The sequence below is a fragment of the Taibaiella lutea genome (assembly GCF_008629695.1).
GTDB classification, from domain to species: Bacteria; Bacteroidota; Bacteroidia; order Chitinophagales; family Chitinophagaceae; genus Taibaiella; species Taibaiella lutea.
In genome coordinates this window covers 214,252-239,960 of the sequence record NZ_VWSH01000002.1, presented here as the reverse complement: position 1 = coordinate 239,960, position 25,709 = coordinate 214,252, and the positions used below count along the sequence as shown (strand labels likewise).

Annotated in this window: 25 protein-coding genes; 12 read left to right on the top strand and 13 right to left on the bottom strand. The window is 40.2% G+C overall.

Annotated features, from left to right (window positions below; all coding sequences use genetic code 11):
• The first annotated feature begins 15 nt into the window (after positions 1–15).
• The 5 genes from F0919_RS08225 to F0919_RS08205 all read left to right on the top strand — a co-directional run bounded on the left by F0919_RS08225 (position 16) and on the right by F0919_RS08205 (position 9,200).
• On the top strand, positions 16–1,467 hold the full coding sequence (locus F0919_RS08225; protein ID WP_216629396.1) for an N-acetylneuraminate synthase family protein: 1,452 nt from the start codon (positions 16–18) through the stop codon (positions 1,465–1,467).
• Complete coding sequence (locus F0919_RS08220; protein WP_150032277.1) at positions 1,464–2,426, top strand: sterol desaturase family protein; 963 nt, start codon at positions 1,464–1,466, stop codon at positions 2,424–2,426. The genes F0919_RS08225 and F0919_RS08220 overlap by 4 nt, the downstream gene beginning before the upstream one ends.
• Before the next feature lie 46 nt (positions 2,427–2,472).
• Positions 2,473–2,862, top strand: a complete 390-nt coding sequence (locus tag F0919_RS08215) for a DMT family transporter (RefSeq protein WP_150032276.1) — start codon at positions 2,473–2,475, stop codon at positions 2,860–2,862.
• A 98-nt stretch (positions 2,863–2,960) separates the two neighbouring features.
• On the top strand, positions 2,961–6,287 hold the full coding sequence (locus F0919_RS08210) for a TonB-dependent receptor (protein WP_150032275.1): 3,327 nt from the start codon (positions 2,961–2,963) through the stop codon (positions 6,285–6,287).
• A 192-nt stretch (positions 6,288–6,479) separates the two neighbouring features.
• Positions 6,480–9,200 (top strand): DNA/RNA non-specific endonuclease, encoded by a 2,721-nt coding sequence (locus F0919_RS08205; protein ID WP_150032274.1) that lies wholly within the window; start codon positions 6,480–6,482, stop codon positions 9,198–9,200.
• A gap of 78 nt (positions 9,201–9,278) precedes the next feature.
• Here the strand turns inward: F0919_RS08205 and F0919_RS08200 are convergent, their stop codons facing one another.
• The 3 genes from F0919_RS08200 to F0919_RS08190 form a co-directional block, all read right to left on the bottom strand.
• The gene (locus F0919_RS08200) at positions 9,279–10,334 is read right to left on the bottom strand and encodes a hypothetical protein (RefSeq protein WP_150032273.1); all 1,056 of its coding nucleotides are present in this window, start codon (positions 10,332–10,334) and stop codon (positions 9,279–9,281) included.
• Positions 10,335–10,475: 141 nt separating this feature from the next.
• On the bottom strand, positions 10,476–11,093 hold the full coding sequence (locus F0919_RS08195; protein ID WP_150032272.1) for a cupin domain-containing protein: 618 nt from the start codon (positions 11,091–11,093) through the stop codon (positions 10,476–10,478).
• Position 11,094: 1 nt separating this feature from the next.
• Positions 11,095–11,565, bottom strand: coding sequence for a sigma factor (locus tag F0919_RS08190; protein WP_150032271.1), 471 nt, complete (start codon positions 11,563–11,565; stop codon positions 11,095–11,097).
• 192 nt (positions 11,566–11,757) lie between these two features.
• Between F0919_RS08190 and F0919_RS08185 the strand changes: the two genes are divergently transcribed.
• Positions 11,758–12,918, top strand: a complete 1,161-nt coding sequence (locus F0919_RS08185; RefSeq protein ID WP_150032270.1) for a DUF3095 domain-containing protein — start codon at positions 11,758–11,760, stop codon at positions 12,916–12,918.
• 136 nt (positions 12,919–13,054) lie between these two features.
• On the opposite strand, the gene F0919_RS08180 is transcribed toward F0919_RS08185, so the two are convergent.
• From F0919_RS08180 to F0919_RS08160, 5 genes are all read right to left on the bottom strand, one after another.
• Positions 13,055–13,510: a hypothetical protein gene (locus F0919_RS08180; protein WP_150032269.1), complete on the bottom strand. Its 456-nt coding sequence runs from the start codon at positions 13,508–13,510 to the stop codon at positions 13,055–13,057.
• Positions 13,511–13,572: 62 nt separating this feature from the next.
• Positions 13,573–14,265 (bottom strand): hypothetical protein, encoded by a 693-nt coding sequence (locus F0919_RS08175; protein WP_150032268.1) that lies wholly within the window; start codon positions 14,263–14,265, stop codon positions 13,573–13,575.
• A gap of 12 nt (positions 14,266–14,277) precedes the next feature.
• A complete protein-coding gene (locus F0919_RS08170) occupies positions 14,278–14,895 on the bottom strand; it encodes a hypothetical protein (protein ID WP_150032267.1) in 618 nt (205 codons plus the stop codon).
• A 568-nt stretch (positions 14,896–15,463) separates the two neighbouring features.
• Complete coding sequence (locus F0919_RS08165; RefSeq protein ID WP_150032266.1) at positions 15,464–15,838, bottom strand: hypothetical protein; 375 nt, start codon at positions 15,836–15,838, stop codon at positions 15,464–15,466.
• A gap of 12 nt (positions 15,839–15,850) precedes the next feature.
• Complete coding sequence (locus F0919_RS08160) at positions 15,851–17,740, bottom strand: hypothetical protein (protein ID WP_150032265.1); 1,890 nt, start codon at positions 17,738–17,740, stop codon at positions 15,851–15,853.
• A 277-nt stretch (positions 17,741–18,017) separates the two neighbouring features.
• Between F0919_RS08160 and F0919_RS08155 the strand changes: the two genes are divergently transcribed.
• Positions 18,018–18,377 (top strand): helix-turn-helix domain-containing protein, encoded by a 360-nt coding sequence (locus F0919_RS08155; RefSeq protein WP_190277317.1) that lies wholly within the window; start codon positions 18,018–18,020, stop codon positions 18,375–18,377.
• Between the two features lie 126 nt (positions 18,378–18,503).
• Here F0919_RS08155 and F0919_RS08150 read toward each other — a convergent pair whose 3' ends face one another.
• Both F0919_RS08150 and F0919_RS08145 read right to left on the bottom strand, forming a co-directional pair.
• Positions 18,504–19,202, bottom strand: coding sequence for a hypothetical protein (locus F0919_RS08150; RefSeq protein WP_150032263.1), 699 nt, complete (start codon positions 19,200–19,202; stop codon positions 18,504–18,506).
• A 199-nt stretch (positions 19,203–19,401) separates the two neighbouring features.
• Complete coding sequence (locus F0919_RS08145) at positions 19,402–19,695, bottom strand: hypothetical protein (protein ID WP_150032262.1); 294 nt, start codon at positions 19,693–19,695, stop codon at positions 19,402–19,404.
• Positions 19,696–19,804: 109 nt separating this feature from the next.
• Here F0919_RS08145 and map point away from each other — a divergent pair, with 109 nt between their 5' ends.
• The 5 genes from map to F0919_RS08125 all read left to right on the top strand — a co-directional run bounded on the left by map (position 19,805) and on the right by F0919_RS08125 (position 23,424).
• Positions 19,805–20,569 carry a type I methionyl aminopeptidase gene (map, locus tag F0919_RS08140; protein WP_150032261.1) on the top strand — a complete coding sequence of 255 codons (765 nt, stop codon included), beginning with the start codon at positions 19,805–19,807 and terminating at the stop codon, positions 20,567–20,569.
• Positions 20,570–20,699: 130 nt separating this feature from the next.
• Entirely contained in the window at positions 20,700–21,053 is a 354-nt protein-coding gene (locus tag F0919_RS08135) for a nuclear transport factor 2 family protein (RefSeq protein ID WP_150032260.1), read from the top strand.
• 241 nt (positions 21,054–21,294) lie between these two features.
• On the top strand, positions 21,295–21,432 hold the full coding sequence (locus F0919_RS18420; protein ID WP_190277316.1) for a hypothetical protein: 138 nt from the start codon (positions 21,295–21,297) through the stop codon (positions 21,430–21,432).
• 187 nt (positions 21,433–21,619) lie between these two features.
• A complete protein-coding gene (locus F0919_RS08130) occupies positions 21,620–21,811 on the top strand; it encodes a hypothetical protein (RefSeq protein WP_150032259.1) in 192 nt (63 codons plus the stop codon).
• Between the two features lie 53 nt (positions 21,812–21,864).
• Positions 21,865–23,424 (top strand): vitamin K epoxide reductase family protein, encoded by a 1,560-nt coding sequence (locus F0919_RS08125; protein ID WP_150032258.1) that lies wholly within the window; start codon positions 21,865–21,867, stop codon positions 23,422–23,424.
• Here the strand turns inward: F0919_RS08125 and gwsS are convergent.
• Genes gwsS through gwsG form a run of 3 tightly spaced genes read right to left on the bottom strand, consistent with a single transcriptional unit; the run spans position 23,421 to position 25,704 of the window.
• Positions 23,421–24,467, bottom strand: a complete 1,047-nt coding sequence (gene gwsS / locus F0919_RS08120) for a grasp-with-spasm system SPASM domain peptide maturase (protein ID WP_150032257.1) — start codon at positions 24,465–24,467, stop codon at positions 23,421–23,423. The genes F0919_RS08125 and gwsS overlap by 4 nt on opposite strands.
• 9 nt (positions 24,468–24,476) lie before the next feature.
• Positions 24,477–24,725: a hypothetical protein gene (locus F0919_RS08115; protein WP_150032256.1), complete on the bottom strand. Its 249-nt coding sequence runs from the start codon at positions 24,723–24,725 to the stop codon at positions 24,477–24,479.
• Positions 24,726–24,732: 7 nt separating this feature from the next.
• Complete coding sequence (gwsG, locus tag F0919_RS08110; RefSeq protein ID WP_150032255.1) at positions 24,733–25,704, bottom strand: grasp-with-spasm system ATP-grasp peptide maturase; 972 nt, start codon at positions 25,702–25,704, stop codon at positions 24,733–24,735.
• Between the last annotated feature and the right edge of the window lie 5 nt (positions 25,705–25,709).

Sequence of the window (25,709 nt, the reverse complement as noted above, 5' to 3'; positions counted from 1 at the left end):
TTAAAATTTATACACATGAACAAAGAAATGATTAAAGTAAAAGCAAAACAAATCCAATTGTTGCTTACTGACTGCGATGGCGTTCTTACCGATGCCGGTGTATATTATAATGAGCAAGGCGAGGCCATGAAAAAGTTCAATCTTCGCGATGGCATGGCCGTTAACCGTCTGAGACAATTTGCAGGCATTGAAACAGGCATTATTTCCGGAGAAGACTCTCCATCGTTATTCAAAAGAGCAGAGAAGCTGAATATTGTGGAAGTACATGGCGGCATTAAAGATAAAGCCGCATTATTGAAATCCATGCTGGAACGTTTTGAAATTTCAGGAGAGAACGTTGCCTACATAGGCGATGATCACAATGATCTTGAAATCATGAAACTTGTCGGCTTAACTGCCTGCCCGGCAGATGCATTGCATGCAGTTAAAGAACAGGCAGATTACATATGCTCACACATGGGCGGTCATGGCTGCTTTCGTGAATTTGCAGAATTGATTATTGATGCCAATACGGCACGTTCAACCGTTGTCAATTACAAAGGCGAAGTCACTTTAAATAATGGGCGCATAATCGGCCAGGACCAACCTTGCTATATTATAGCAGAAATTGGTATTAACCATAATGGATCATTGGATATTGCCAAGCAATTAATTGACGAAGCTGTGGCTGCAAAGGCTTGCGCCGTTAAATTCCAGAAACGTACTCCTGAAATTTGTGTTCCTAAAGATCAATGGGAAGTAATGCGTGATACACCATGGGGAAGGATGACCTATATAGATTATAAAAGAAAAACAGAATTCGGTGTGGAGGAATATGCTGCAATAGACCAATATTGTAAGGAGAAGGGCATTGACTGGTTTGTATCTCCATGGGATGTTGACTCTGTTGACTTCATGGAAAAATTTGATACAGTGATGTATAAATTAGCATCTGCCTGCCTTACAGATTTTGACCTTATAAAAAAGATATTACTGACAGGAAAGCCGCTTATGCTTTCAACCGGTATGAGCACAATAAAAGAAATTGAAGATGCAGTAGCTTTGATTAAGAGCTATGATGAATCTTATCCTTTCTTTATTGCGCATTCAACGTCTGCTTATCCTTGCAAGCTGGAAGAATTAAATTTAAAGATGATTCCGACACTGATGAAGAAATTCCCGGGCATACCTGTGGGTTATTCAGGTCATGAAACAGGACTATCCACTACTGTAGCTGCGGTGACATTGGGAGCAACTTTTGTTGAACGTCACTTTACTTTAGATAGAGCAATGTGGGGTTCAGACCATGCTGCATCTGTTGAACCACAAGGCTTTCACCGTTTGGTAAGAGATATCAGAGATGTTGAAACGGCAGCAGGAGACGGCATCAAAAAGGTATATGAATCAGAAATGGGCCCGATGAAAAGATTGCGCGTAAACATCAATCCCATTCAAACAGAAATTAACCCGGCATTAGAAATGGCATGATCCAGGACAGATTATTAATTATTACTTCGGTTATTCTTGCTATCTGGACAATCATTATTATAACATGGGAACGTAAAGCTCCCTATCGCAAAGGCCTTCCTCTTTTCAGGGAAGGCTTTTGGATAGATTTGATATGGTACACCATCATTCAGAGCTTTGTCCTGAAAATTGTAATATTTGATTTCATTATTGCCCCCATCCAGCTACATTTTGACTGGAGTTCATGGCAGGGTATAAGCAAGTGGCCTGTTGCACTACAGGTTTTATTTTTCTTTGTTATGCATGACTTCTATATCTATTGGTTTCATAGATTTCAGCATAGCAATAAATATTTCTGGAGAATACATGAAGCCCATCATTCCGGCAAAGAAGTGGATTTTCTATCCGGTTCAAGATCACATGTTCTGGAAATTATTATAAACCAGACTATCGAATTCGGACCTATAATACTATTGGGGGCTTCTCCTGAAGTCATCCCGATAAAGGCTTTGATTGATTCTATGTATGGAATGTTTATCCATGGGAATATTAATGTGCGGATGGGGAAACTGAAATATATTTTCAATTCCCCTGAGCTGCATTTATGGCATCATGCAAATTATAAGGAAGTGTTTCACGCAAACTTTGCAACAAAGCTTTCGCTGTGGGATTATTTATTCAAAACAGTATATTTTCCAAAAAACAGGCCCGGCAATAGAAATGAAAACTGGGGTCTGTATTATGATTATCCCAAAGACTATTTCCTGCAACATGCATTTTCAATTAAGCGGTTTGAAGAAAGGAAATTATTAAAATACGCCTGGTTCAGATGGTATTATTATCTGCGTCCTAATATATTGATGATGATATTTTCAAAAATATGGAAGACACTCAAAAAAACAAATAGCCCCGAAAGACATGCTGCATCAGGCCTTTCAGAACATAAAAAGATAAATACAGAAGAGGTTGAAACATTCTGAATTCATCGTCATCACTCAACATAACATTGAAAAAATAACAACATATATGGCCAATTGGCTTTCCTGGTTTTATTTAATACTTGCTGCTGTCTTTGAAGCTGTATGGACTTATTGTTTGAAATCAATGCAATTCAAAAATTTGAAACAATTAAACCTGAGTAACTTTTTTGTTCCGGATATAGGCCTGACAATTCTTGCACCTTTTGCGGGCTATGTCGTTTTTGGTATAGCCAATGTATTTTTCTTTTCATTGGCAACACGCCAGATTCCTTTGGCAACAGCATTTGCCGTATGGACAGGCGCAAGTCTATTATTTATTAAAATTTGCGAAGTATTGTTCTTTCATCAAAAAACCTCAGTCCCTGAAGTGCTATTTATGATGATGATTATGGCCGGGATTATAGGTTTAAAATTCATCGATATAAAAGTTACATAGTAATTCAGGCTGCTGATTCTTAACAAAAATTGTACTTTTTGGTAACACATTAAATACATTAGGTACAAACCTTTGCAGCTTATTTAAAACAGTAAAGCATGCAAACACAACTACACAAGCTACTATTAGGAACAAGCGTTTTTATGGCATTTGCCATTAGCTCGTCGGCGCAGGTTACCACTTCGGGTATTACAGGCTTTATCAGTGACAGCGGTAATCAACCTGTTCCGGGAGCAACCGTAAAAGCCATTCATCAATCTTCCGGAACCGTGTATAATACCATTACACAGGCAAACGGGAATTATTCTATTCAGGGCATGCGTCCGGGAGGGCCATATATGGTAGTACTTACCAATATAGGATTTTCCCCGGACACAGCAAAAGACGTTTACTTGTCTTTAGGTGAGAATTTTATCCTTAACGAAAAAATGGTTGAAGAAGAATCTGATCTGGAAGGTGTAACAATTGTAGCTAATAATAATCCGATATTGGCAGGAGACCGTACCGGAGCATCTACAAGGCTTAATAACAAAACGCTGAATCAGTTACCTACAATCAACCGTAGTCTTACTGACTTTACAAGATTGACGCCTCAGGCAAACGGGAATGGCTTTGCAGGAAGGGACGGCCGTTATAACAATATGCAGATAGATGGTGCAAATTTCAATAACGGGTTCGGATTGAGCTCGGATGCATTACCGGGAGGAGGTAATCAACCGGTTTCATTAGATGCTATTGAAGAAGTATCTGTAAACATTGCACCTTATGATGTACGCCAGACGGGCTTTACAGGTGCAGGTATCAATGCCGTTACGCGTTCGGGTACAAATGAATTCACAGGTTCTGTTTATGGCTACCTTCGTCCGCGCAGCTTTACCGGCTTAAACGTTGAAGATAATAAACTAAGCGACAGAAGCAGGAACAAGAACGTTAACGCAGGATTTAGAATCGGCGGTCCTATTATCAAAAACAAGCTATTTTTCTTTGCCAATTTCGAATATGAAAACAGGCAATCCAATGGTAATAACTGGTTAGCAGCAAGACCGGGATTGACAGGCTCTGATGTTACATCAGTACAGGCTTCAGATTTAGAGGCTGTAAGCAATTACTTAAAAACAAAGTACGGTTATGATCCGGGTGCTTATGAGAACTATGCCAATAACTATTTTACAAAAAATACCAAAGCATTGGTTCGTTTAGATTGGAACATCAACGAAAAAAATAAATTCACCATACGTTATAACCAGATGCTGGGTTCCAGCTTTGGAGAAGCCAACGGAAATTCAGGTCCCAACCCGCGTTCAGGCGTAAACCGTGTCAGCAACAAATCCGTAACTTTCGAAAACGGTAACTACACCAATAAGAACAAAGTTTTCTCTTTAACAGCAGAGTTAAACAGTACTATTACCAGTAAGATTTCCAATCAACTTATTGCTACTTATTCCAGAATACAGGATACACGTGCAACTCCGGGCAGTTTATTCCCGTTTGTAGATATTGGAAACGGTGACACTGTTAAGGGAAATTACACCAACTATATGAGCTTCGGTACGGAATTGTTTTCCTACAATAACGATGTTATCAATAACAACTATTCCGTTACCGATAACCTTTCCTACACAACAGGCAAACATAACTTTACAGCCGGCCTTAGCTTTCAGTTGATGAATTACGGCAATAGCTATATGCGTGAAGGAGCTTCTTACTATCGCTATTACAATGTATCGGATTTCCTTGCAGGCGCAGCTCCTATTTCTTATGCCACAACTTATCCTTATGCAGGAAATGATGGCTATGCAAGGGTAAATTTTGGCCTGATGGGCGCTTATGTACAGGATAGGATTGCCGTGAATCCTAAGTTGAATGTAACAATAGGATTACGTGCAGATATGCAATTGTTCTTAGACAATCCTCCATCAAATCCTGCGGCAGATACGCTTACCTTATTGAATGAAAAAGGAAAACCGACACATTACAGCACCGGCAACTGGCCTAAATCAGTACCATTATTGTCGCCGCGCGTAGGCTTTAACTACGATGCATTAGGTAACGGCAAATTAAAAGTTCGCGGTGGTACCGGTATCTTTACCGGAAACATTCCTTTCGTATGGTTTACCAATATGCCTACCAATGCAGGTGTAATACAAGCGCAGTTTGAGCCGGTAGATAAAGGCACGCTTGCCCAGATTACCCATCTGGAAGCTGACCCTGCTTATTGGCCGAATCATTTAACAAACAGTTTCCCCAACAGTCCGAGTTCCAAGCCACCAAGCGGCGTAAACTATGTTTCTCCTGATTTTAAAATGCCTCAGGTATGGCGTACCAATATAGGTGCCGATTACAAGTTGCCAGGCCTGCCATTGATAGCTACAGGCGATGTTATTTTTTCTAAAGACATAAATGCCATTTATCAGTTTAATGCCAACAGGAAAGCAGCAACAGAGACGTTGAACTATTCTGGTGATGACCGCGACCTTTGGACAAATACAAATGCTGCCAGATATAACAATGCCGTTGGCGCAGTCATTCCGGTTTTAAGCAATACAAGCAAAGGTTATTCAATGGCTGCTACAGCGGGTATTACGTTAACCAATTGGAAAGGATTCTCAGGTACCTTATTTTATACCTATTCTTTATCGAAAGATATTTCAGGCAATCCGGGCTCTGCAGCAGGTTCAGCATGGAGCAATAATTATTCTGTAAATGATCCTAACGAGCAACGCTTAGGCTATTCGCAGTTCGCAGTACCTCACCGTATCGTTGGTTCATTATCTTATCGCAAAGAATATCTTAACCATTTAGCTACTACCGTTTCATTGGTATATACCGGATCAAGCCAGGGCCGTTTTGCCTACACTTATTCAAATGATATCAACAACGATGGAGTTACTTTAGATTTATTATACCTGCCGACCAATCCTTTGGATTTAAAATTTGTTGATTACACTGCTAAAAATTCTGATGGTTCGTCTGTTACAGTCGATGCGGCAACTCAGTACAAAGCTTATCAGATGTTTGTAAACAACGACAGAAACCTTAGCAATAACTTAGGTGGTTATGCAGAGCGTAATAACGGCTTATTGCCATGGCTAAACCGTTGGGATTTCCGTTTGTTGCAGGACATATTTGTAACTGACAATAATAAAGGCCGTCGCCATACATTACAGTTTAGCTTAGACATTCTGAACTTAGGTAATTTGCTTAACAAAAACTGGGGCATAAGACAAGAGCTTAATAACGGAAGTTTGTATAATTATGGTTTATTAAAAGTTGTCAGCACTTCTGCAGACGGTGTTCCTACTTTCAATATGAACTATATATTGGATGCAAACGGCAAAGTGGTTCTGCCTACGTCGCCATTCAGAAGTTCATTCTCAACAAACAGTACATGGGGAATGCAGGTTGGCTTACGCTATAGCTTCTAATACCTCTTATTTTATAAAATCAAAGGTTGCCGGTCGGAAGATCGGCAACCTTTTTACATAAGCACATTTTTGGATTACGTGCAATTTTCAATATCCGCTTGGTGTATAATAAATAATGTTTAATTGATATTAAATAAACTATTAATTAATACAAGAGATCGAATTTTATTATTCACATTATAAACCAAAAATATGAAAAAACTATTGTTTACATTTCTCATAGCTCTCATCGCTATGTTCAGCCAGGCACAGTCTGTGTACGTAAATGGCTTTGGCGCAAGCACTGCATCACCTGCCGATCCGCCCTCAACTCTTGATGCCAATCTTTCAACCGGTTCATGGACTATAGCATCCGGCTCTTTTTCTTCACTGGCAGGTGCTACCGGTGAAGCTTTGTCTATGAGTAGCGCAACAGCCACTACCAATACCTGGATGCTCCCCCTTACCGTAACCGCAGCTCATAGCCTGGCTCTTACCTCTTTCAGCTTCTGGAACCGGGCAAGCGCCACAGGCTATACCAACTGGCAATTAGATGTAAATGGCACCGTCATCGGCAGCGGTAGCGTTTCTGCTTCCGGCGCCAGTACAGGTACCATTAGCATTTCAGGCCCGGCCTTAACAGCAGTAAGCGCGTTGACCGGATCTGTAAATGTACATCTCGTATGGAGTGGCGGCACGCATGGCAGTACCGGCACAGGTCGTCTTGACAATTTTACCCTGAACGGAACCACCACCACCAGTGGTTGCAGCGGCACACCTGCTAACGGTACGGCTACCGCAAGCATTACAAGTCTTTGCAGCGGGAACACCACTACCCTTACACTGTTCGGCGCTTCAACAGGCGCAGGTATATCTTACCAATGGCAGTCATTTGTTTCCGGCGCATGGTCAAATATAAGCAGCGCCAACAGTCTTACTTACACTACACCTGCACTCAGCGCCAATGCTTATTATCGCTGCACAACTACTTGTTCAAATTCCGGCCTTTCAGGTAATTCAAATATAGATACCATTACCGTCCATCCTTTACCTGCACCTTCTATCAGCGGTACTGCATCTATATTCTCAGGTGCCAGTACCAATCTTACCTTTACAGGTACCACAGGCGATACCATAACCTATACAGATGGCACTACACCTGCAGTTACTGTTATTTCAGGTATGAGTTCAGTAGTGAGCGTATCACCGACAGTCAGCACCACTTATTCTATTACCAGTGCCACTTCGTCTTTCGGTTGTACGCAAAGCATTAGCGGACAGTCAGCTACCGTAACTATCATTTCTCCAACAGACACTATCCCTACCCGCGACAACAATCTGGCTATGGGTAACCCAAGTGGCGCCACCACAGCTACTACAGACAGCAACAATTATCTGATAACAAAATACCAGTACACGCTGTCTTACAATAATCACAACGGCATGGCCAACTGGGTAAGCTGGCACCTGAGCCGCGCCTGGACAGGCACAAGCACGCGTTGCAACTGTTTTACACAAGATGCAGCATTGCCTGCAGGCTATTACAAAGCTTCAACAGGCAACTACACTAATACAGGTTTCGACAGAGGCCATCTGTGTCCTTCTGCCGATCGTAATGGCAATGACACAGACAATGCCGTTACTTATAAGATGACAAACATTAGTCCGCAGGCGCCTATATTGAACGAACAGACCTGGGCCGCGCTTGAAGATTATTGCCGCCAGCTCACACTCGAAGGTTATGAAACGTACATCATAGCGGGCGCTTACGGAACCGGTGGTTCCGGCGATACAGGCGGGACTACAAATAATATTGCTTCCGGAAAGATCAACGTACCCGATCATTTCTATAAAATAGTAGTTGTATTGCCCGTAGGTTCAAACGATCTTTCCCGTGTTGATACTAATACGCGTGTCATAGCCGTAATAATGCCAAATACACAGGCTGCCAATGCCCACACCTGGGACTACTACCGTACTACGGTCGATTCCATAGAATCAATTACAGGTTACGATTACCTTTCTAATGTTGCCGCACCCATACAGGCGGTTATAGAAGCCAGCACCGACAATGGCCCTGTACCAATCGCTGCCTGGAATTTTACCGCAGCTAACAATGTTGCTACCTTCGCAGCCACTACTTACGACGATAAGCTGGATACAACTGCATCTCAGAAAAACCTGACACGTGGCGCCACAGCAGCGGCCAGCACCGGTGCACATTCATTCCGCACTACAGGCTTTAAAAATAATGGCATCTCTACTGCCAATACCGATTATTTTCAGACGCAGATAAAAGCGCAGTCAGGATATGAGCTTTCACTTACAGGTCTTAATGCAGCTTTCGGCGGTACCGCTTCTTTCTTTGCCGGTACAGGTGTTACATCACAGTTTGCATACAGCCTTGATGGCACTAACTTTACGCTTATAGGCAGCCCTGTCACCTCTACTTCTTTAGCCATCGGGCCCATTAATTTGTCTGGTATCACAGCCCTGCAAGACTTACCGTCTACAGCTACAGTTACACTGCGCTACTATGCCAGCGGTCAGACAACTACAGGAGGCTGGGGCTTTACATCTGCCGATTCAGGTGTGAATGGCTTCATTATAGAAGGTACTATCATACCGACAGGTGCCAAAGGAGCGGCACAAGGAGCTACCTCAATTACTGTAACCAACTATAACAACATACACGCCACCATTTATCCTAACCCGGCTTATGATAAACTTTATATTGATTTTACAGCAGATAAAGCAGGTAAAGTAAATGTCAGAATCGTTGATCTCTCAGGCAAGAAAGTTTATGCAAAAGAAATAGGTACTTATCAGAATGGCAACATCAACATCCCATTGAATAACCTGGCTCCCGGTGTTTATATTACAGAACTCAGCATCGGTGATCAGAAAATAGTTCAACGTTTTGTGAAGAAATAATAGCGGAAATAATAATCAAATTAAAAACGTACGGGCAATTATCAGATTGCCCGTACGCTTTTCAGATAGTACCGTCTATTAATGTTTAATACAGACCCAAACTTTATAGATATTCTTATCGGAAAACAACCTTATGCTATAAAACCCATCGGGCAACTTATCTGTTTTTATATCATTCAGCAGACGGCTTTTTTTGAAAGGCAGGTTATAAGAGCGGCCATACATATCTGTAACAACTACCGTCCTTAGCCCCTCACAGCATACCCTGATTACCTTATCCGCAGGATTGGGATAAACGGAAACTTCCCTCGCTTCAGGCGATTCCACCCTTACGGCAGCATGCGCAATAACAGTGGCAGTAAAAGAATCTGAACACGCAGCACCAAAATTCATGGTCTTCAATGATACGGTATAGGCATCCGGCACTGCAAAAGTAATGCTTGCCTGGGCTGTATTTTGAGCAGGCGAACCGTCACTGAACGTCCAATGATAGCTGTCGGCAACAGCAGTACTATTAAAAATAAAATGAAGGCCGTCAGAAGTATGAGTAAATGAAGCCGAAGGCGGATCCTGTATTATAACGGGAAATGCATCAGAAATCGAATCCATACCGCAGCGATTTACAACAACTTTATAAGAGCCTGTAGCACCAACTTTCAGCGAATCACTATTGGCAAACGGAATACTGAATCCGTTGCTTAACCACTGATAGGTGACTCCCGCCTGAGATGGTACACTTAAGGTAAGCGTATCGCCCGTACATCCCGTATTGCTATTGGCATTTACAATTGGTTTTGACGGATAGGAACAGCCCGATACAAAAAATGTTCCATCCATACCTGAGTGATGCGTACAGGTATATTGATACAAGCCACTCATGACAGGCACATATTCAAAAACGGTGTCAAGAAAAGTCATATCTCCATATAGTGTGGGCGCTCCTGTCGGGAGCGAGTAACCTGAAACATTATGATGGCCATCTATCCAAACCCATCTTACAGTATCACCCGGATTAATAGTGAAATTAGCAGGAGAAAAGAAATTACCGCCGCTGCCGACAGTTACAACAACTAAAGAAGCCCTTGCAACAGTTGAAAACAGGCATAAGTACAAAAAGAAAATGATAAGCCGCATAAAACGAAATTACCGATTAATGATTGCCGGAATATTACCTTTCGGAGAATGCTGTCGGGACAATTTATTTTACAAGCCCTGTAAAGACGACACAAAACACAATGGGATGCAAATCCCATCTGTCAACGAAAGCACGGCAAATTATGCAGCTACCTTCCCTCTTTGAATAATTACCTTGCAGGGAATGTCAGACGTAATTAAAACGGTATGCGAAACATATAACGGAATCGTAAAGAAATCTCCCGCTGAAAAGTAATTGTCTTCCCCGTCCAGCCGGATGTTACAGCTACCTTCAATTATCAGGAAGCTTTCCAGTTCGTCCGTATGTATTTCCGGAGGCGCGGCATTTTCAATCCATGCTATAGCAGTTGTTACCTCAGGAGTATAGCCTATTATTTTAGCTGCTATATCAGCCCAGCCTTCCGGCGGATTCATATCAGGCCTGTCAAGCCAGGGCTTAAAGTCTGAAACTTTTGAATTTTTATTTAATAACGGCGGGAAAGTCGGTGTTTCCCCTTTCTCCAGACGATCCATGTAATCGATAGTAGCCATAAGAAAAGGCTTGACAACAGGATCCGGAGCAATGGCATGCTTCATGGAATACGCTTCCAATGCAATTTCTATTGATTCCAGTTCGGCTTTTACTTCGTTGTGCTTTTCAGCCATTAACGCCACATAAGCTGCATCCTCAGTTGATGCAGCCCCCATTATATACAATTCCAGTAAACCTGATTCCAGTAATTTTTGTACCTCGTCCATCTTAAATCTTTGTATGGCTTATTTGAATAGCTGATTTTAATCTTGCACCGAAAGCGTCCCGTGAAATATTTAATAACTGACAGATTTCAACAGGTGTTTTTCCATAAATAAGCATCAAATCTAATAATTCAGGCGAACAATTTTCTTTATCCCCGGTATGAAAATTCGCCGGGTCGCCGGAATTACCTTTCTCCGATAAAGAGAATGCCGCATTCCTGGCAAACTGCAGCAGCCATACAGTTATGCTGCCTTTCTGCGTACAATAAGATTTTCTGTTTTGCCAGATTTGTATAAATGCTTTGGAAAGCGCAAGTTCGGCAATTTTTCCGTCTTTGACAATGCGGGAAATGACGCTGAACAATACCGGTGCAAATTGGTCATAAAGCAACCCAAAGGCTCTCTTATCGCCTTTTTGAAACAGCATTACTATTTTGCTGTCTTTATCGGTAAAGCCGATCGATTTAATAACCATTCATGTATTCTTTTTATAGCGGAGAACAATATTAAACAATTATTAATGCATTATGTTCATTAAGGAACCGATTTGCTAAAAACACTCCAAAATATTAAAAATCAGGACAAACGGATAATGGTGAAAAAATTAAAGATTCAATAAACCATTTAACTTTGATATTCCCGCCAATCATACAACAACCAATATTACATGCCTATAGACACAAGCCAATACTACAATAAATTAAAATCCAGCCATCTTTCTCTCAGCAGCCTTCTGAAGCAAAATAAATTGTTTCATAAAGTACCTGAGGACTGGCACGTTATTATTACAGATATCAGGAATTCAACTCAGGCAGTATTCAACGGTTCGCATGAAAATGTGAATCTCATTGCCACAGGAAGTATTGTTACTGTGCTTAACCTTGCTTTCAAGCATAACATTGGCGTACCTTTTTTCTTTGGCGGCGACGGCGCAACTTTCCTTGTTCCCCCGTCCATTGCCGGCAAATCACTGGAAGCTTTGTTATTATTCAAAGCCAATACCAAAACAAACTTTAATCTTGAATTGCGCGTAGGCTCCGTTACCGTAGCAGATATTTATCAACATGGCCATACCCTCGACATCAGTAAATTCAGCATTTCAGAATACTTTTCAATTCCCGTTTTATTGGGCAACGGATTAGACTATGCCGAAAAAATTATCAAGGGAGAAGATTACTTATTATCGCATCATACGCCTTCGGAAGAAGAACCGGATCTGAGCGGAATGCAATGCCGTTGGGATAAAATTGCGCCGCCAGATAATACAAATGAAATAGTAACCTTGCTCGTCGTTGCAACAGCCGGCACACCGCAATCAGAAGTTTTCAGCAGTGTGATAAGCCTGATAGATGAAATTTACGGAACGCCGGAAAAACGGCAGCCTATATCCGTTTCAAAACTAAAGCTTAAAACAACCTTTAACAGACTGAGCCTTGAAATGCTTGCCAGGATAGGAAAAATAAAAGCACTTAAACTGATTCAGAACTGGATTATTAATATAATCGGCTACTTCTATCTCAGAAGCAAAAAAGGGAAAACCTATCTCGACCTGCTGGTGAAGATGTCAGATACTTTGGTTATTGATGGTAAAATAAACACCGTCATATCCGGTACGGAAGCACAAAGAAAAAAGCTACAGGCTGCACTGGATGTTCTGGAGCAGGAAGGAAAGATATTATACGGTTTGCATCTGAGCAGCGAATCCATAATGTCATGCTATGTACGCGATATGAAAGACGGCCACATACATTTCGTGGACGGAGCCGATGGCGGCTATACTATGGCTGCAACCATGTTGAAAACAAAATTCAAAAATCACGCATTATAAAAGAGGTGTCCCACACCTTCGAGGTCTCACGTATCCCACACCTCTGAGGTGTGAGGCACATCTTTTCGTTCCCATACCGTCTCCCAAAGCGGATGTTGCGAAGGCACAAACGTGATTATTCAAACAAGGCCAAGACTTAAGGCTCATTAAGCGTAGCCTTTATAAATACACTGTCTCCTGCATTATTATAGTTCACAAACCACGCTCCACTTAAAGCATACTTAGCTTTACCTTTAATGCTTGATGCTATTAGAGGTGTCGTATTGTGTTCAGAGATATAATAAGCGTTTCCGCTTAAATAAAAGAAAAGGCCTGCAACTGTTGGATCTTGATCAGGGTTATCGCCAATAATAGTCCATTCTTTTTGGTAATCGCCCAATGGCAAATGGTTTAAAAAGAAAACCAATTTAAAGCCTTCATTCGTGTTATTATTACCAAGTATAGCTACTGCTTTACCTACAGAAGCAATGGCAATATCTGAATATTGTTGGTTATCTATCGACCAAGTCGAATATTGTTCTTTGGTTTTCTTACCACAGCTGTACAAAGAGAAAAGAAAAAAACACAATAATATTTGATTCCACTTTTTCATAAAACTTTATTTTTGCCCCCACAACGTTCCCTGCGAGAGACGATGCGGAGACATTTACAAACTCAGTTTAAGTAATAAACTTTTATGTAATCATAAATCATCGTACAATTTTTAGCAGAACCAAGCCCAATCCTATGTCCTATCAATGGACGAAAAGAAAATTTCTTTTGAAACCGCTCATTTAAAAAGAAGTAATAGTATTTACCAATATGGCGGATGGTTATCTTGTTGAAATCATTTAAGTTTTGATTTTTTGTATTCTTTCCCTTCCCTTTACAATTCTTCCAATCATTGCAATTACAATCAACCATTTCGAAATATTGGTAATTATTGAAATACAGATAGGTTGCATTTTTTGCACTGTCTCTTCCCCAAAAGAGTACCCCGACACCGGCATAATCATCTGATGCGTAAAATACCAATGCTTTAATTTCAATTTCAAAATCGCGGTTGAAATCAATATTTGTTTCAATTCCGGCAGCAAAAACACCGCTTTTACTTCTGTTATCATATTTTAAATAGCCTTTGGCGATTTTTGTTTCCGCTGAATTTACAAATGAAGTGTCTGTATCCGTACTATCCTCCGCCTCTTCTTTTAGCCATCCGTTTTTATCATCATCAAAATTGTCTTCAAATACAAGGTTCTTTTGCAGATTATATTCTTTCGGATTGATGTCCGGCGCTTTTTGTGCATTTGCAACAGCTGTGAAACACAACAGACCAAGACAGTAAAAAAGACTTTTTTTAGGTTGCATTATTGGGGTCTGTTAATATGATATGGAAAGTGGTATGATCGTTTCAAACTTAATGACGGTATCATCTGCATACAATTCATTAAAATAGAGCATGGCAGTTGTTTCCCAAATCAGTTGCCTCATTCCCGCTGTACCATGATGCGTATTGTTATCGTAGTCTGTTCCCATCGATTTTATTTTCTCCGCAAAGTGCATGCAAATGCTGTCTGCTTCTTTTTTATACAAGATAGTAAAGGGAAAAACCGACAACGCATTTTGCATCTGTTTAAGCTGCACTAAAACAATAATCAAATGTCCCTTTTCATGATTCAACAGTAATTCTTTTTCACCGGGCAAAGCGGTTTGCATAAACTCTTCCCGCACATAGGAACAACTGCGACGAAGCATCAGGTTCAGGCGTATGTAGTAAACAGATGTATCGTTAACGATTTTTCTCTCATAATCTTTAAGTATAGAGTAACAGATGGCAGCAGTATGACTTCCTGCCGTATATTTTGATTTTCTGGTAAAATTATTCCACGTAAGCGGAATATCTTCTATCGTAAACTTTTGAGCAATACAAAAACCGGGAGCCAATAGTAAAAAAGACAGCAGATAAACATTATTTCTTAAAAAACGATTTGAACCCATGATGTAAAAATGGTTCTGCAAAACCTGTTATAAATAGCAAATGCAATTAGTGCAATTAGTTTTAATAAAGAAAAATAATATTGCTTTCATAGATAAAAGCTTATTGAAATAACGCAATTTCCGTTTCGAAGCAATCTAAGATTACTAATAAAACTCTTCATTAAAGAGTGGCTTTTTGTTAAGCCATTTGTATATGATAGGAAATGTAAACCCTATAATAAAATGAGCTAAAGCGAAACTAAATACCAATGGAAAATTATAGGAGCCAAAACTGACAGAGCCTGAAAACAAGAACCAAACTATAAAACACAATAGTCCCAATTTCAAACCTATTTTTTGAATCGAATTATTGGCTGCCTGATTTCTTATTAAGTATGAAAATAGTAAAATCAAAAGAATTGTAATTGAACTAAAAATGATACAAAAATCCCAAACTTTTATAAAGCCTAATGCGGTATAGTAACCCGACAAAATTAAGTGCTTGATCAACTCACTTGCCAGGTATTCATATGGAGTAAATATTATAATGCAAAATAATATTGTCAATATCTTTTTCATAGATTAAACTCTATTCCATCTTTTCTACTTTTTGGGCTACCAAGATTTCTTCGCCATTTATTAGATATTTTTTTACTACTAATTTAACGGAATCATCTTGGTTTAGATATGGGTAAATAAATTTATTGAAATAATCATAATTAAAGACTTTATCATTAACAGGTATAAACCTGAATTTCTTTTGACCTTCTGATTGAAAATAGAACGCAGTAGTTATATACCGAGAAGAAATTCCGGTAGTTAAATAAAAGTGTTTGTCCAGATAACCACACTTTCCAAAGTCATGAACTTTTAATATTATAACGCTGTCTTGCTTTGCTTTTTGAGCAAACGAATATGCTGAAAACAGAGAAAATGCTATAATATGGAAAAATTTTTTCTTCATTATTTTTTTGATTTAGATAAGTTTGCTTTTTCTAATCATCGTAAGAATATAATCGTGAAGTGCCGGATTTTGAGCATAGTCTGTTTGAGACTTACCTTTTATTTGCCCTGTATTAGAATTATAATACAATCGATTCATGGAATGGGCGCCTTGAGTAGCATATTTAGATGCATTATCATAAAACTGCAAGTATTTCCCTGTTGCATCAGTACCCATCCCAACAATTACAATGAAATGATCGGTGCTATTATCTGTACCAGGATTAGGACTCCCAAGTTGATCGTCAACTCCTACTATAACTGGAATGCCCGCAGATAAAGCGTACTTAATATAACTTAACCCTTGTATAAGGGCAGTATTATTCACGCCTGTCTGTTCCTTATATATTTGATAGGTTTGACCTGTAGAATAGTAACTTGAGATTTGATAACCTACTTTTGCAATTTGAGCTTTAGCATAATCCATACAATTCATTCTTACTCCAACATAGCCCCAGCCAACAAACTGATTCACTGGTATTACAGGAGCAATAGTTGGCCAGTTTTGTTCTGGAGGTGATTGGGGAAAAATAGTATTGTCGTAGCCACCATCAGCATAATCGTCTATTACTTCTCCTTGTGTATCATCAAAATCGTTTTTATTTTCCAGAATGTATTGTATAGAAGCAGTGGGATTCTGTATTAGATAATTTATAGCCCATTGTCCAAATGGAAGACCTCCGCGTGGTTCAAGCAAAATTTCATTATTCCACCAATTCCAACTACCATTATTATTCTGTTTATAACCACTAATGAAATTGTTATAATTTGAATTTAATGTCATTAACGCAATGTGCATTTTTATTGCTTTAGTTTTTTGACTTAGAGAAAATCCTTGCGGAAGCCCCCAAAGATACCCTGCTATTTCAATAGCCTCCGGATTATTATGGAACACAAGCCAGTTAACTTCTACCTGTGTTAAAGGAAAACCATATTGATTAAGGGTGTTTATAATAGATGGTGCAGCCGTTATTGGTGCCCCCATGCCACCGTTTCCGCTTTCATCCATAAATGCAGGGCCGTTGCCAATATTGCCGCCCTCTCCAAAATTGCCGTTGGGACCTCCTCCTGCACTGCCACCTACTCCGCCACCACCATAATAGATTCCACCGCCGCTTCCAAAAATTGTACCGTTAGAGTTTCCGTCGGGAATAGCATCAAGAATCCTCTTAATTGCGTTCTTCAATCTTTGGAAAAAGCTCATACCACCCTCTTCCCAACAACCATATTTTGGTATGCTCATTGTTTGCGCAGGTTCATCGCTTACGTTTAATTCCCCGTTTTCCCCCAGTGAAAAATAACCGTTTGATATCATACACTCTTCCCAGCCCGGGTCAGCGAGGTTAACAGGCGTCATGTAGCCCTGTGCTACATTATTAGCGTACTGTATGCCATAATAATTATAGTCCTGCATATCCAGCCATATCTGCTTGCCTGTAAAATTAGCGGGAGTAGACCCCCGTTCAGGCTCAAAGCTGATGAGATATACTTTTACATCTGCGGGATTGCTAAAAAAACGTACGGCATACACAAAATGATTGCCGTCTGTAGTTGTGGGTATCCTTACCGTTAGTGTCGAATCTGTTATCCGCGATTCATATTTTCCGGTATAGAATTTGACGCTGTCACCAAGAGCATACAAAATGGTTTGTGGTAATTTTTTCATGATGTCCGACATGCGGATTCCGGTAGCCGCCTGTCCGCTCATGGTACTCATTCTCTCTATTGCTTTATCTTCTTCATTAAACTGTTTCTTCTTGCAACCCGTTATCCATAAAAATAAAAATAAGGGCAAAAGCCATAAAAAATAGGCTTTTCTAATAGTCGTTGCAGTTGTTGTACTTGGAGCAATTACTTTTTCCATAATAAAAATCAGTTTTTTCTTTTAATAAACAACAACAATCAATCATTACATTTAATAATCGTTATTGATATTAAAACAAAACTAACCATATTCATAAATAATTCCTAATCGTTCAGGTTAAAAAATACAAACAAAACTTACTAAATTATAATGGACGATGTGTCCCACACCTCGAAGGTGTGGGACACATCTTTAAGACTGTAAAAAGTATTACGCTTATGCCGCTACAAGCCATTATAATTTTTATCTTAGCATCCTATTCTTTTATAACATGCAGATGAAACAGGAACACCCCAATATAGGCGACAATATCCGCAAGCTGCGCGAGCTCAGAAACTATACCCAACAGTACATGGCCGACAACTTAGGCGTGAGCACAGTACAGTACGGCAAACTGGAGCATAGCGAGGATATCAATACCAAATATCTTTTCAGGGTTGCAGAAATACTGGAGACAAGCGTACAAAAGATATTACATTTTGATAGTGAGATATATTTTGAAGTGCACAACAATAGTAATAATAAAGAAATTAATACTTATGGTAAGGTGGAACATTTCCATCAGGCAATTAATAACAGTGAAGAACAGCAATTACTGATAGCCCTGATGAAAAGGCTGATAGAGAAGATGGGTTAAAAATAGGTGTCCCACACATTCGAGGTGTGGGACACCTATTTTTACCGAATTTGTAACTCAACAAAAACGTAAAAAACGTGTCGGACACCTCTGAGGTGTCCGACACGTTTTCGTTAAGCAACATACTTATAGCTCCTTTGGTTCATCGCCCTCCGGCTTATCATCCTTGTCTTTACCGCCTTTGCGGGTGCCGACTTCCACTACGATACGTGCATTGACATACTCCATCAAAAACTTCGTATCCTTGAATCTGCTCATAAGGTTATCGATCGATTTTATTATTTTCTTCAACCTGCTCAGCTCCTGACGCACCATATCATTATGGCTCTTGCGTATAACTATTATTTCACGCGGATCGGCCAGTTGGCTGTTGAATTGGCCTGTCAGCGTATCCAGTTCCCTGATTTCCGCTTCCGTAACATCCCATTCCTGCAATGCTGTAGACACCGCCTTCAGATTTTTCACAAGCTCCATAAGCCTTGCTACCGCCACTACCCCCGGTACACTATTAAAGTCGCGCAATGACACATCAAATTGAGCCTCTTTCACCGCATCCTTTGCTTCCTTGGCATATTCCACTGCACTGCCGGCAAGCATTAAGGCAAGTTCCACGGCCTCTTCCGCTACATTCTTTTTCGATTGCGTAGCGCCTTTGGAATCTTCTTCCGCCTCCGCCTGATGATATTGTATCGCTTCGATGCATTTGGTCATATCATCCACTTTCTTTGGAAGCACGTTGCGGTTTTCCACTTCCTCTGCGTGTCCGCTTAGAATTTTTTGTACGGCCAAAGCCATATTCAGATAATTACTGTCTCTTAAACGCATGATAAGGTTTTTTTAATTTTTAAGAAATTATTGATAATATTACAATACCAAAAACCATGCCAGAATTTTCCCTGAAACATCAAAACGTTGTTGTTTGCCTCTTAGAAGCAGAAAATAAAATCAATATCAGGGTTAACCCTTATGGGTTCAGCAACAGTAGCATCGCTCATTCTGATAAACTGCAAGGTATTTTCTAACATTAAACCGTCCCTTTCAACAACTCAACCGTGGCATTCATTACTTCGACCATGGCGTTCAACACCCGAACCGTGGCGTTCAACACCTGAACTATGGCGTTCAACATTTCGACCGTGGCGTTTATCACCTGAACCACAGCATTCAACATTTCAACCACAGTATTCAGCAGCTGAACCAAGACATTCAGCATCAAGACCATAGCATTTAACACCTCTACCATGGCGTTTATCATCTGAACCATGGCGTTCACCGCTCTGACCATGGCATTAAACACCTGAACAGCGGCCTTCAACACTCAGACAGCAAGCAATACCATTCCATCCCTTGGCGGTTATCTGTATATTTGCGGATTAGCCATCAGGCCATATTTACAAATTCAAATCAACGAACAGATAACAACCTATATGTCGATAACAAACGAAGCGGAACTAACGGGAATGAAGAAGGCAAGTGAAGCCGTAGCCTGTACCTTAAAGGAAATGAGGAACTATGCCCGCCCGGGCATGACCACCAGGCAATTAGACGAATACGGCGCAAAAATACTTTCGGATTTCGGGGCCAAATCAGCGCCCTACCTTACTTATGGCTTTCCCGGCTGGACCTGCATCAGCGTAAACAACGAATTCTGTCATGGCATCCCCTCCGACAACAACATACTGAAAGAAGGCGACCTGATCAATATTGATGTCTCGGCAGAGCTTGACGGGTTTTGGTCGGACAATGGTAATTCCTTTGTGCTTGGAGAAGATATTAACCGGCATCAAAAGCTTGTGGATGCTTCAAAGCAGATTTTGCACAAAGCAATCTATAACATAAAAGGCGGCGTCCGTATTGCAGACATAGGCCACCTGATTGAAACAGAAGCGAAGAAACGCGGTTACAAAGTGATTAAGAATCTGACAGGGCACGGCGTTGGCAGAAGCCTGCACGAAGAGCCAAATGAAATAGCCAATTACAGAGATAAGTATAATCTGACACGATTTAAGAAAAATACAGTCGTTGCAATCGAAACATTTATTGCAACAACATCAACCTATGCCGAAACATTGAATGACGGCTGGACCATGGTTGGCAATAAAGGCGGCTTTATGGCGCAACATGAACATACCATTGTAGTTACCGACGGAAAGCCTATTATCCTTACGGAGATGAACGAGATCTGGAATTAAATCAGATAACCAATCCCTTTCGGACAAGAAAATCTGATAGATGCTCAACCCGTTCAGGAAAACCCTGAAAGGGTGAAACACAATAGCGATGGGTACAAACCCATCGTCAGCTTACAAACCAACAAACATTATGACAACACCATTCAAAGATTTAATTAAAAAAGCATACGCTGCATTCAACGACAGAGATATTGACAAGGCGCTTTCAACAATGCAGCCCGACGTGCAATGGTCAAAAGCCTGGGAAGGCGGCTATATAAGCGGACACGAAGCAATAAAGGAATATTGGACAAGGCAATGGAAGGAGATAAACCCAAAGGTAGCACCCACCGTATTTACCGAAAGGCAGAATGGAAGCCTGGAAGTGGAAGTCCATCAAATAGTAAAGGATCTGCAGGATAACGTAATGTTTGACGGCATTGTAAAGCACATTTATACTTTCGACAATGGCCTGATTAAAACAATGGACATTGAGCTGGTATAAACAGACATTCATTGCAGCCTTACCCATTTCATAAAACTTTCAACATCAGGCAATTTACATTTGTACTACATGTTTTGCGTATAAAACATCAACAAAACATTAACAATAAAGAAAGACTTCTTTAATAATATTTTTTTAATTTCATATTATTGTTTAACCAATACAAAACTGTTTTATGAAAAAGAATTTTCTAAACGAATTCGAGAAATTTGAAAAAAACACTCGTATTCAAGTTGCAGAAATGCAAAAAGTTAGTGGTGGTACATGTATTTTCTATTCTTCCTGCTCTTACGGAGATTGCGACACCGATGATTGCACTTTTACGGGAGGCGGCTTAGATGCTGATCCGATTAAAGGTGGCGGAAATCCAACTTCCTGAAATCTCAGATTTTCAAATTAAGGGCCGGAACTTCCGGCCTTTTTTTATTTATCTATGTTATTTGTCTGCGCTGAATACCACATCTATTTGTATAAGGCAATCAACAAAACATTAACAACAAAAAAAGGCTTCATTAATAATATTTTTATAATTTCATATTATTGTTTAACCAATACAAAACTGTTTTATGAAAAAGAATTTTCTAAACGAATTCGAGAAATTTGAAAAAAACACTCGCATTCAGGTTGCAGAAATGCAAAAAGTTAGTGGTGGTACATGTATTTTTTATTCTTCCTGCTCTTACGGAGATTGCGACACCGATGATTGCACTTTTACCGGAGGCGGATTAGACGCTGACCCGCCTAATCCTGGTTCTTAAAATATTGAACTTAAAAAAGGCCGGAATTTTCCGGCCTTTTTTTATATTTAGCTATGCAACCTGACTACCCTATTCTAAATAAATTCTTAGGTCTTTACCGGAAAGCAATCAACCGGCAGGATTATACGCGCGCCACAGACGATTACTGGAATAAAGATGCCCTGGCAAGAATCTCTTTTTTCCTCTTTCAAAATAATGTAAGCAATGTTATCACAAACATTGAAGTAAACCGGTTATCCGGAAGCAGCATGGCAGGCATTGCGGCACAAACGGACGATCAGGGACAAACCTTTTACTATCATTGGGAAAACGGCCACCGTCAATTGTTATTTTCCCTGAATCATACTGCAGAAGGCTCTTACGAGTTTAACACTACAGCCCGCTTTATGGTATATGATAAAGATGCCCTTGCCGCGGCCTCTTTTATCAGTAATGCTTCAACCGTCGCCTCCTCAGGCCCGAAGCTGAAATATTCACTGATTACACTTTCCATTCTTGCAGTAATATTATACGCCGACATTTTTAAAAGCATTGCCTTACCCATGTTGCTGGTACAAATAAGCAGTTTATTGAATGCTGCCATCTCCGGTATCATTCTTTTTAAAGAACATAATATTTTCAATGCCTTTACCGAACAGTTCTGTAATTCGGAGGAATATACAGGATGCAACAAGCTGCTGCATTCAAAAACATCTATGCTGTTTGGCAATCTGAGCCTGGCAACATTCGGCACGGCTATATACTTTACAATATTTCTTTACAGCCTTTTAGCCGGTTCTTCCGAAACATATATTCACTGGGCAATAACCCTATCTGCGGTAGCCGTGATAGCTTCGTTGCTGCTGATCATAAAAATGATTGTCATCCGCACTTTTTGCAGGTTGTGCTTATGGATACACAGTATCAATCTTCTTTCTTTCCTCGGCCTGTATTTACTTTTATCCGCTCCATCGGAAAATGCATTTCGGATTAATTATAACGCAGTTTTGCTGTGGGTAACCTGCCTTATAATCACTTCCATATTGCTGCATCAGGCTATACGCTTTATAAATGTATTTCAAAAAGAGAAAGCAAACGGCGATGAAATAGGGAGCCTAAAGTCAGCATTGCTGGAAAATGTATTGGCAAAACCGGAAGATGAAAACCTGCAAAGAACAAATGCATTGTATCAGCCTCTATCGCTTTATTTTTCTGAAGAGAACGATTTGGAATTGACCCTGGTGCTTAGTACACATTGTCATTTCTGTGCGGCACTTATTACAACCATTGTCCAAAAGAATCTCAAAGAAAAAATCAGTAAACTGAAAGTATATCTTTATACCGCCAATGAAGATCCTGCCGATGTAAAGTTTATCCACGATCTGGAGCAGGCCCCTTCCGATGAAACAGTGATGGCATTATTGATTGATTGGTATAAAAACGACAAGGGACACCAGAACGAGGCTTCTGCAAGGGCTATAAGCGAAAAGGCACTCCCTGCTTTTTGTTTGCCAAAACAGGATTTGCCTTATGCGGAGTTACCTGCTGTTTTTATAAATGATATTTTTATTCCGCACATTTTCAGCGCAGCAGATCTTGAAAAGTTACTTTATTTCTTTTCGTTGCCCGGTTAAAGTATCGCAGCAGTTTTCTGTGCATCCCATGTTTGCGTATATGGGTTATAGCCACAATCCTGTTTTTTATAAATGCCGTCCTCCCGGTATTCAATGTCGCTGTTATCCATACACATAAAACGATACTCGCAATCCTTGCATCGCTCAATTTTATCATTGTTTATTTTCCATTTTGCCTGAAAAGATAATTGGCTTACAACCTCGCTAAGGCCGTCTACGCTTGCATTTCCAAAAACTGCCTCATGTGAGATATGATTTTTAATAGCGCCCGTTATATCAATGCAGACTTTTCTGTTAAGCCCCGTATTGTATGTTACCGCCTCACAAAAGAAATCTGTATTGACAGTAAAATTGGCCTCTTTACTTTCTTCTTTAACATTGCCCGCAGCAAAAGACTCAGTGGTAATATTAACCCTGCTTGAAAGAAAATTATCATCCTTTATCTGCTCAGGATACAAACAATCCTGCGGATAGTCGTACACCGAGAACGGTATGATACGATGGTGTTGCCGCATTAATGCAAAGATGCTTTCCCAATCCAGGCTTTGCCAGTAAGGCATCATTATATCCATCACCTTAATGGCGGAGCCGGCTGTCATGGTTGCTATGGATTCCAATAACTGCAGGCTCCCTTCTCCGAATATCCGGAGTTGTACATACCTGCAACCCAATTGCGCCAGGTCATTCAGCACCTGTTCCAGGTTATAATTGCTTTGGCCGGTATGGTACTCCAATATTGCATTACTGATATTACCCGGATAATCCCATTGTAAGTCAAGGTCGGGAAATTCTTCCGGACATCTTGTCCAGAAGCCATATTCATGTTCCGCTAAATAATCCAGGAACTTAAGGATGCCTTCAAAATCTTCTGCTGAATAATGCTGTTGCATCTCTTCTTTGCTCAATTGCCTGCATTCCTGCAACAATTCAAAAAACACATTGGGTATATATTCAAATGCATTTCTCTGTACATCATAGATGACGCTTCGGCTATAGCCCCTCACAGGTATGCAACATGCAAATAATTTAAAGAAAGTCTTCATTGGTTAAATTTAAAGTTGTCTGAACTTAAGCTTGTCTTCCTCCCAGGCAATATGTGCCGCCTTTTTAAAAAAGAAACCAATACTTATTTTAGAAGTCTGATAAAAACCCGAAGGCGCCATATTCAGTTTTTCCACGCCCATTGCCGTACCCATATCATCTGTATATACTTCCAGCTTCCGGTAAAAAAGCGGCAGGTCATCAAACTGCTCCTTCTGTTCTAAAAAATCTTTCAGGTGTTTTGATATATCCTTTTCCATAGCAGGTTTATTTAAGCGTTAATAATTGAGCAATATCCTTTTCAATATAATAATTGCAAGGCTTGGATGTCATTCCGAATTGCCCGACCGGATTGACTTCAAGAAAATAGAAACTCCCGTCCGTAGCTTTGATTAAATCTATAGATCCGGTATCAAGGTCAAGCTCCTGCATGGTTTTAATCAAAGCAGTTTCTATATGCAACGGCAATTTATAAGGTACATAGCGGTTAGGCTTTTTATAATTATACCTTCTGAAATCTACAGAGGTCTTTGAATCCAGCTGAGAGAAAATAGCCATCGGATAACACTTTCCTTTTGCAAAGAAGATTCGGATTTCAACTTCCTTATCAATCTTTTGCTGTATCAGATTCGGGAAAACATTTTTGCCGACTTCATCTTTGTCAACAGTAGCAGTATAACTAATGAAAGTCACGTCGGTACCGGTTGTAAAGAAATCGGTATCCTTTATGGATTTGATAATGCTGGCGTGCGAATCTAAAAATGCCTGCTGCTGCGCCTGATCATTAGACAATATTGTTTCCGGAATCTTAAGGCCGTTCTTTGCTGCACAAAACAGTGCAGTAAACTTATTGACTTCCTTCTTTAAGTGGTTGCCCAAATGCGGTAAATGTAACATGGTGGCGTAGAAGTAATCTTTAGTTCTTGTCAGCTCCCGCAAAGCATGTTCGGAAACCTTGTTCCTTAGCTTCCGGTCAGTGATATTACGGAAGGATTTCGGCTCCGAAACCATTTCGTCCCTGCGGAACCATACATACGAAATGTCGGTATGATGAATTGTCTTCCCCTTCATATTGAAATAGACTTCCGGTTTCCCGTTTTCATAAACAAGACTATAAGAGAAACTTTCATCAGAAAAGTCATTTCCGTTAATCCTTACAAAGGGCTCTCCATAATATGCAAGCCAGTCACAGACTTCATCTGTTGACATGTCAAACGCTTCTGAGAAAATAATAATCATATTAA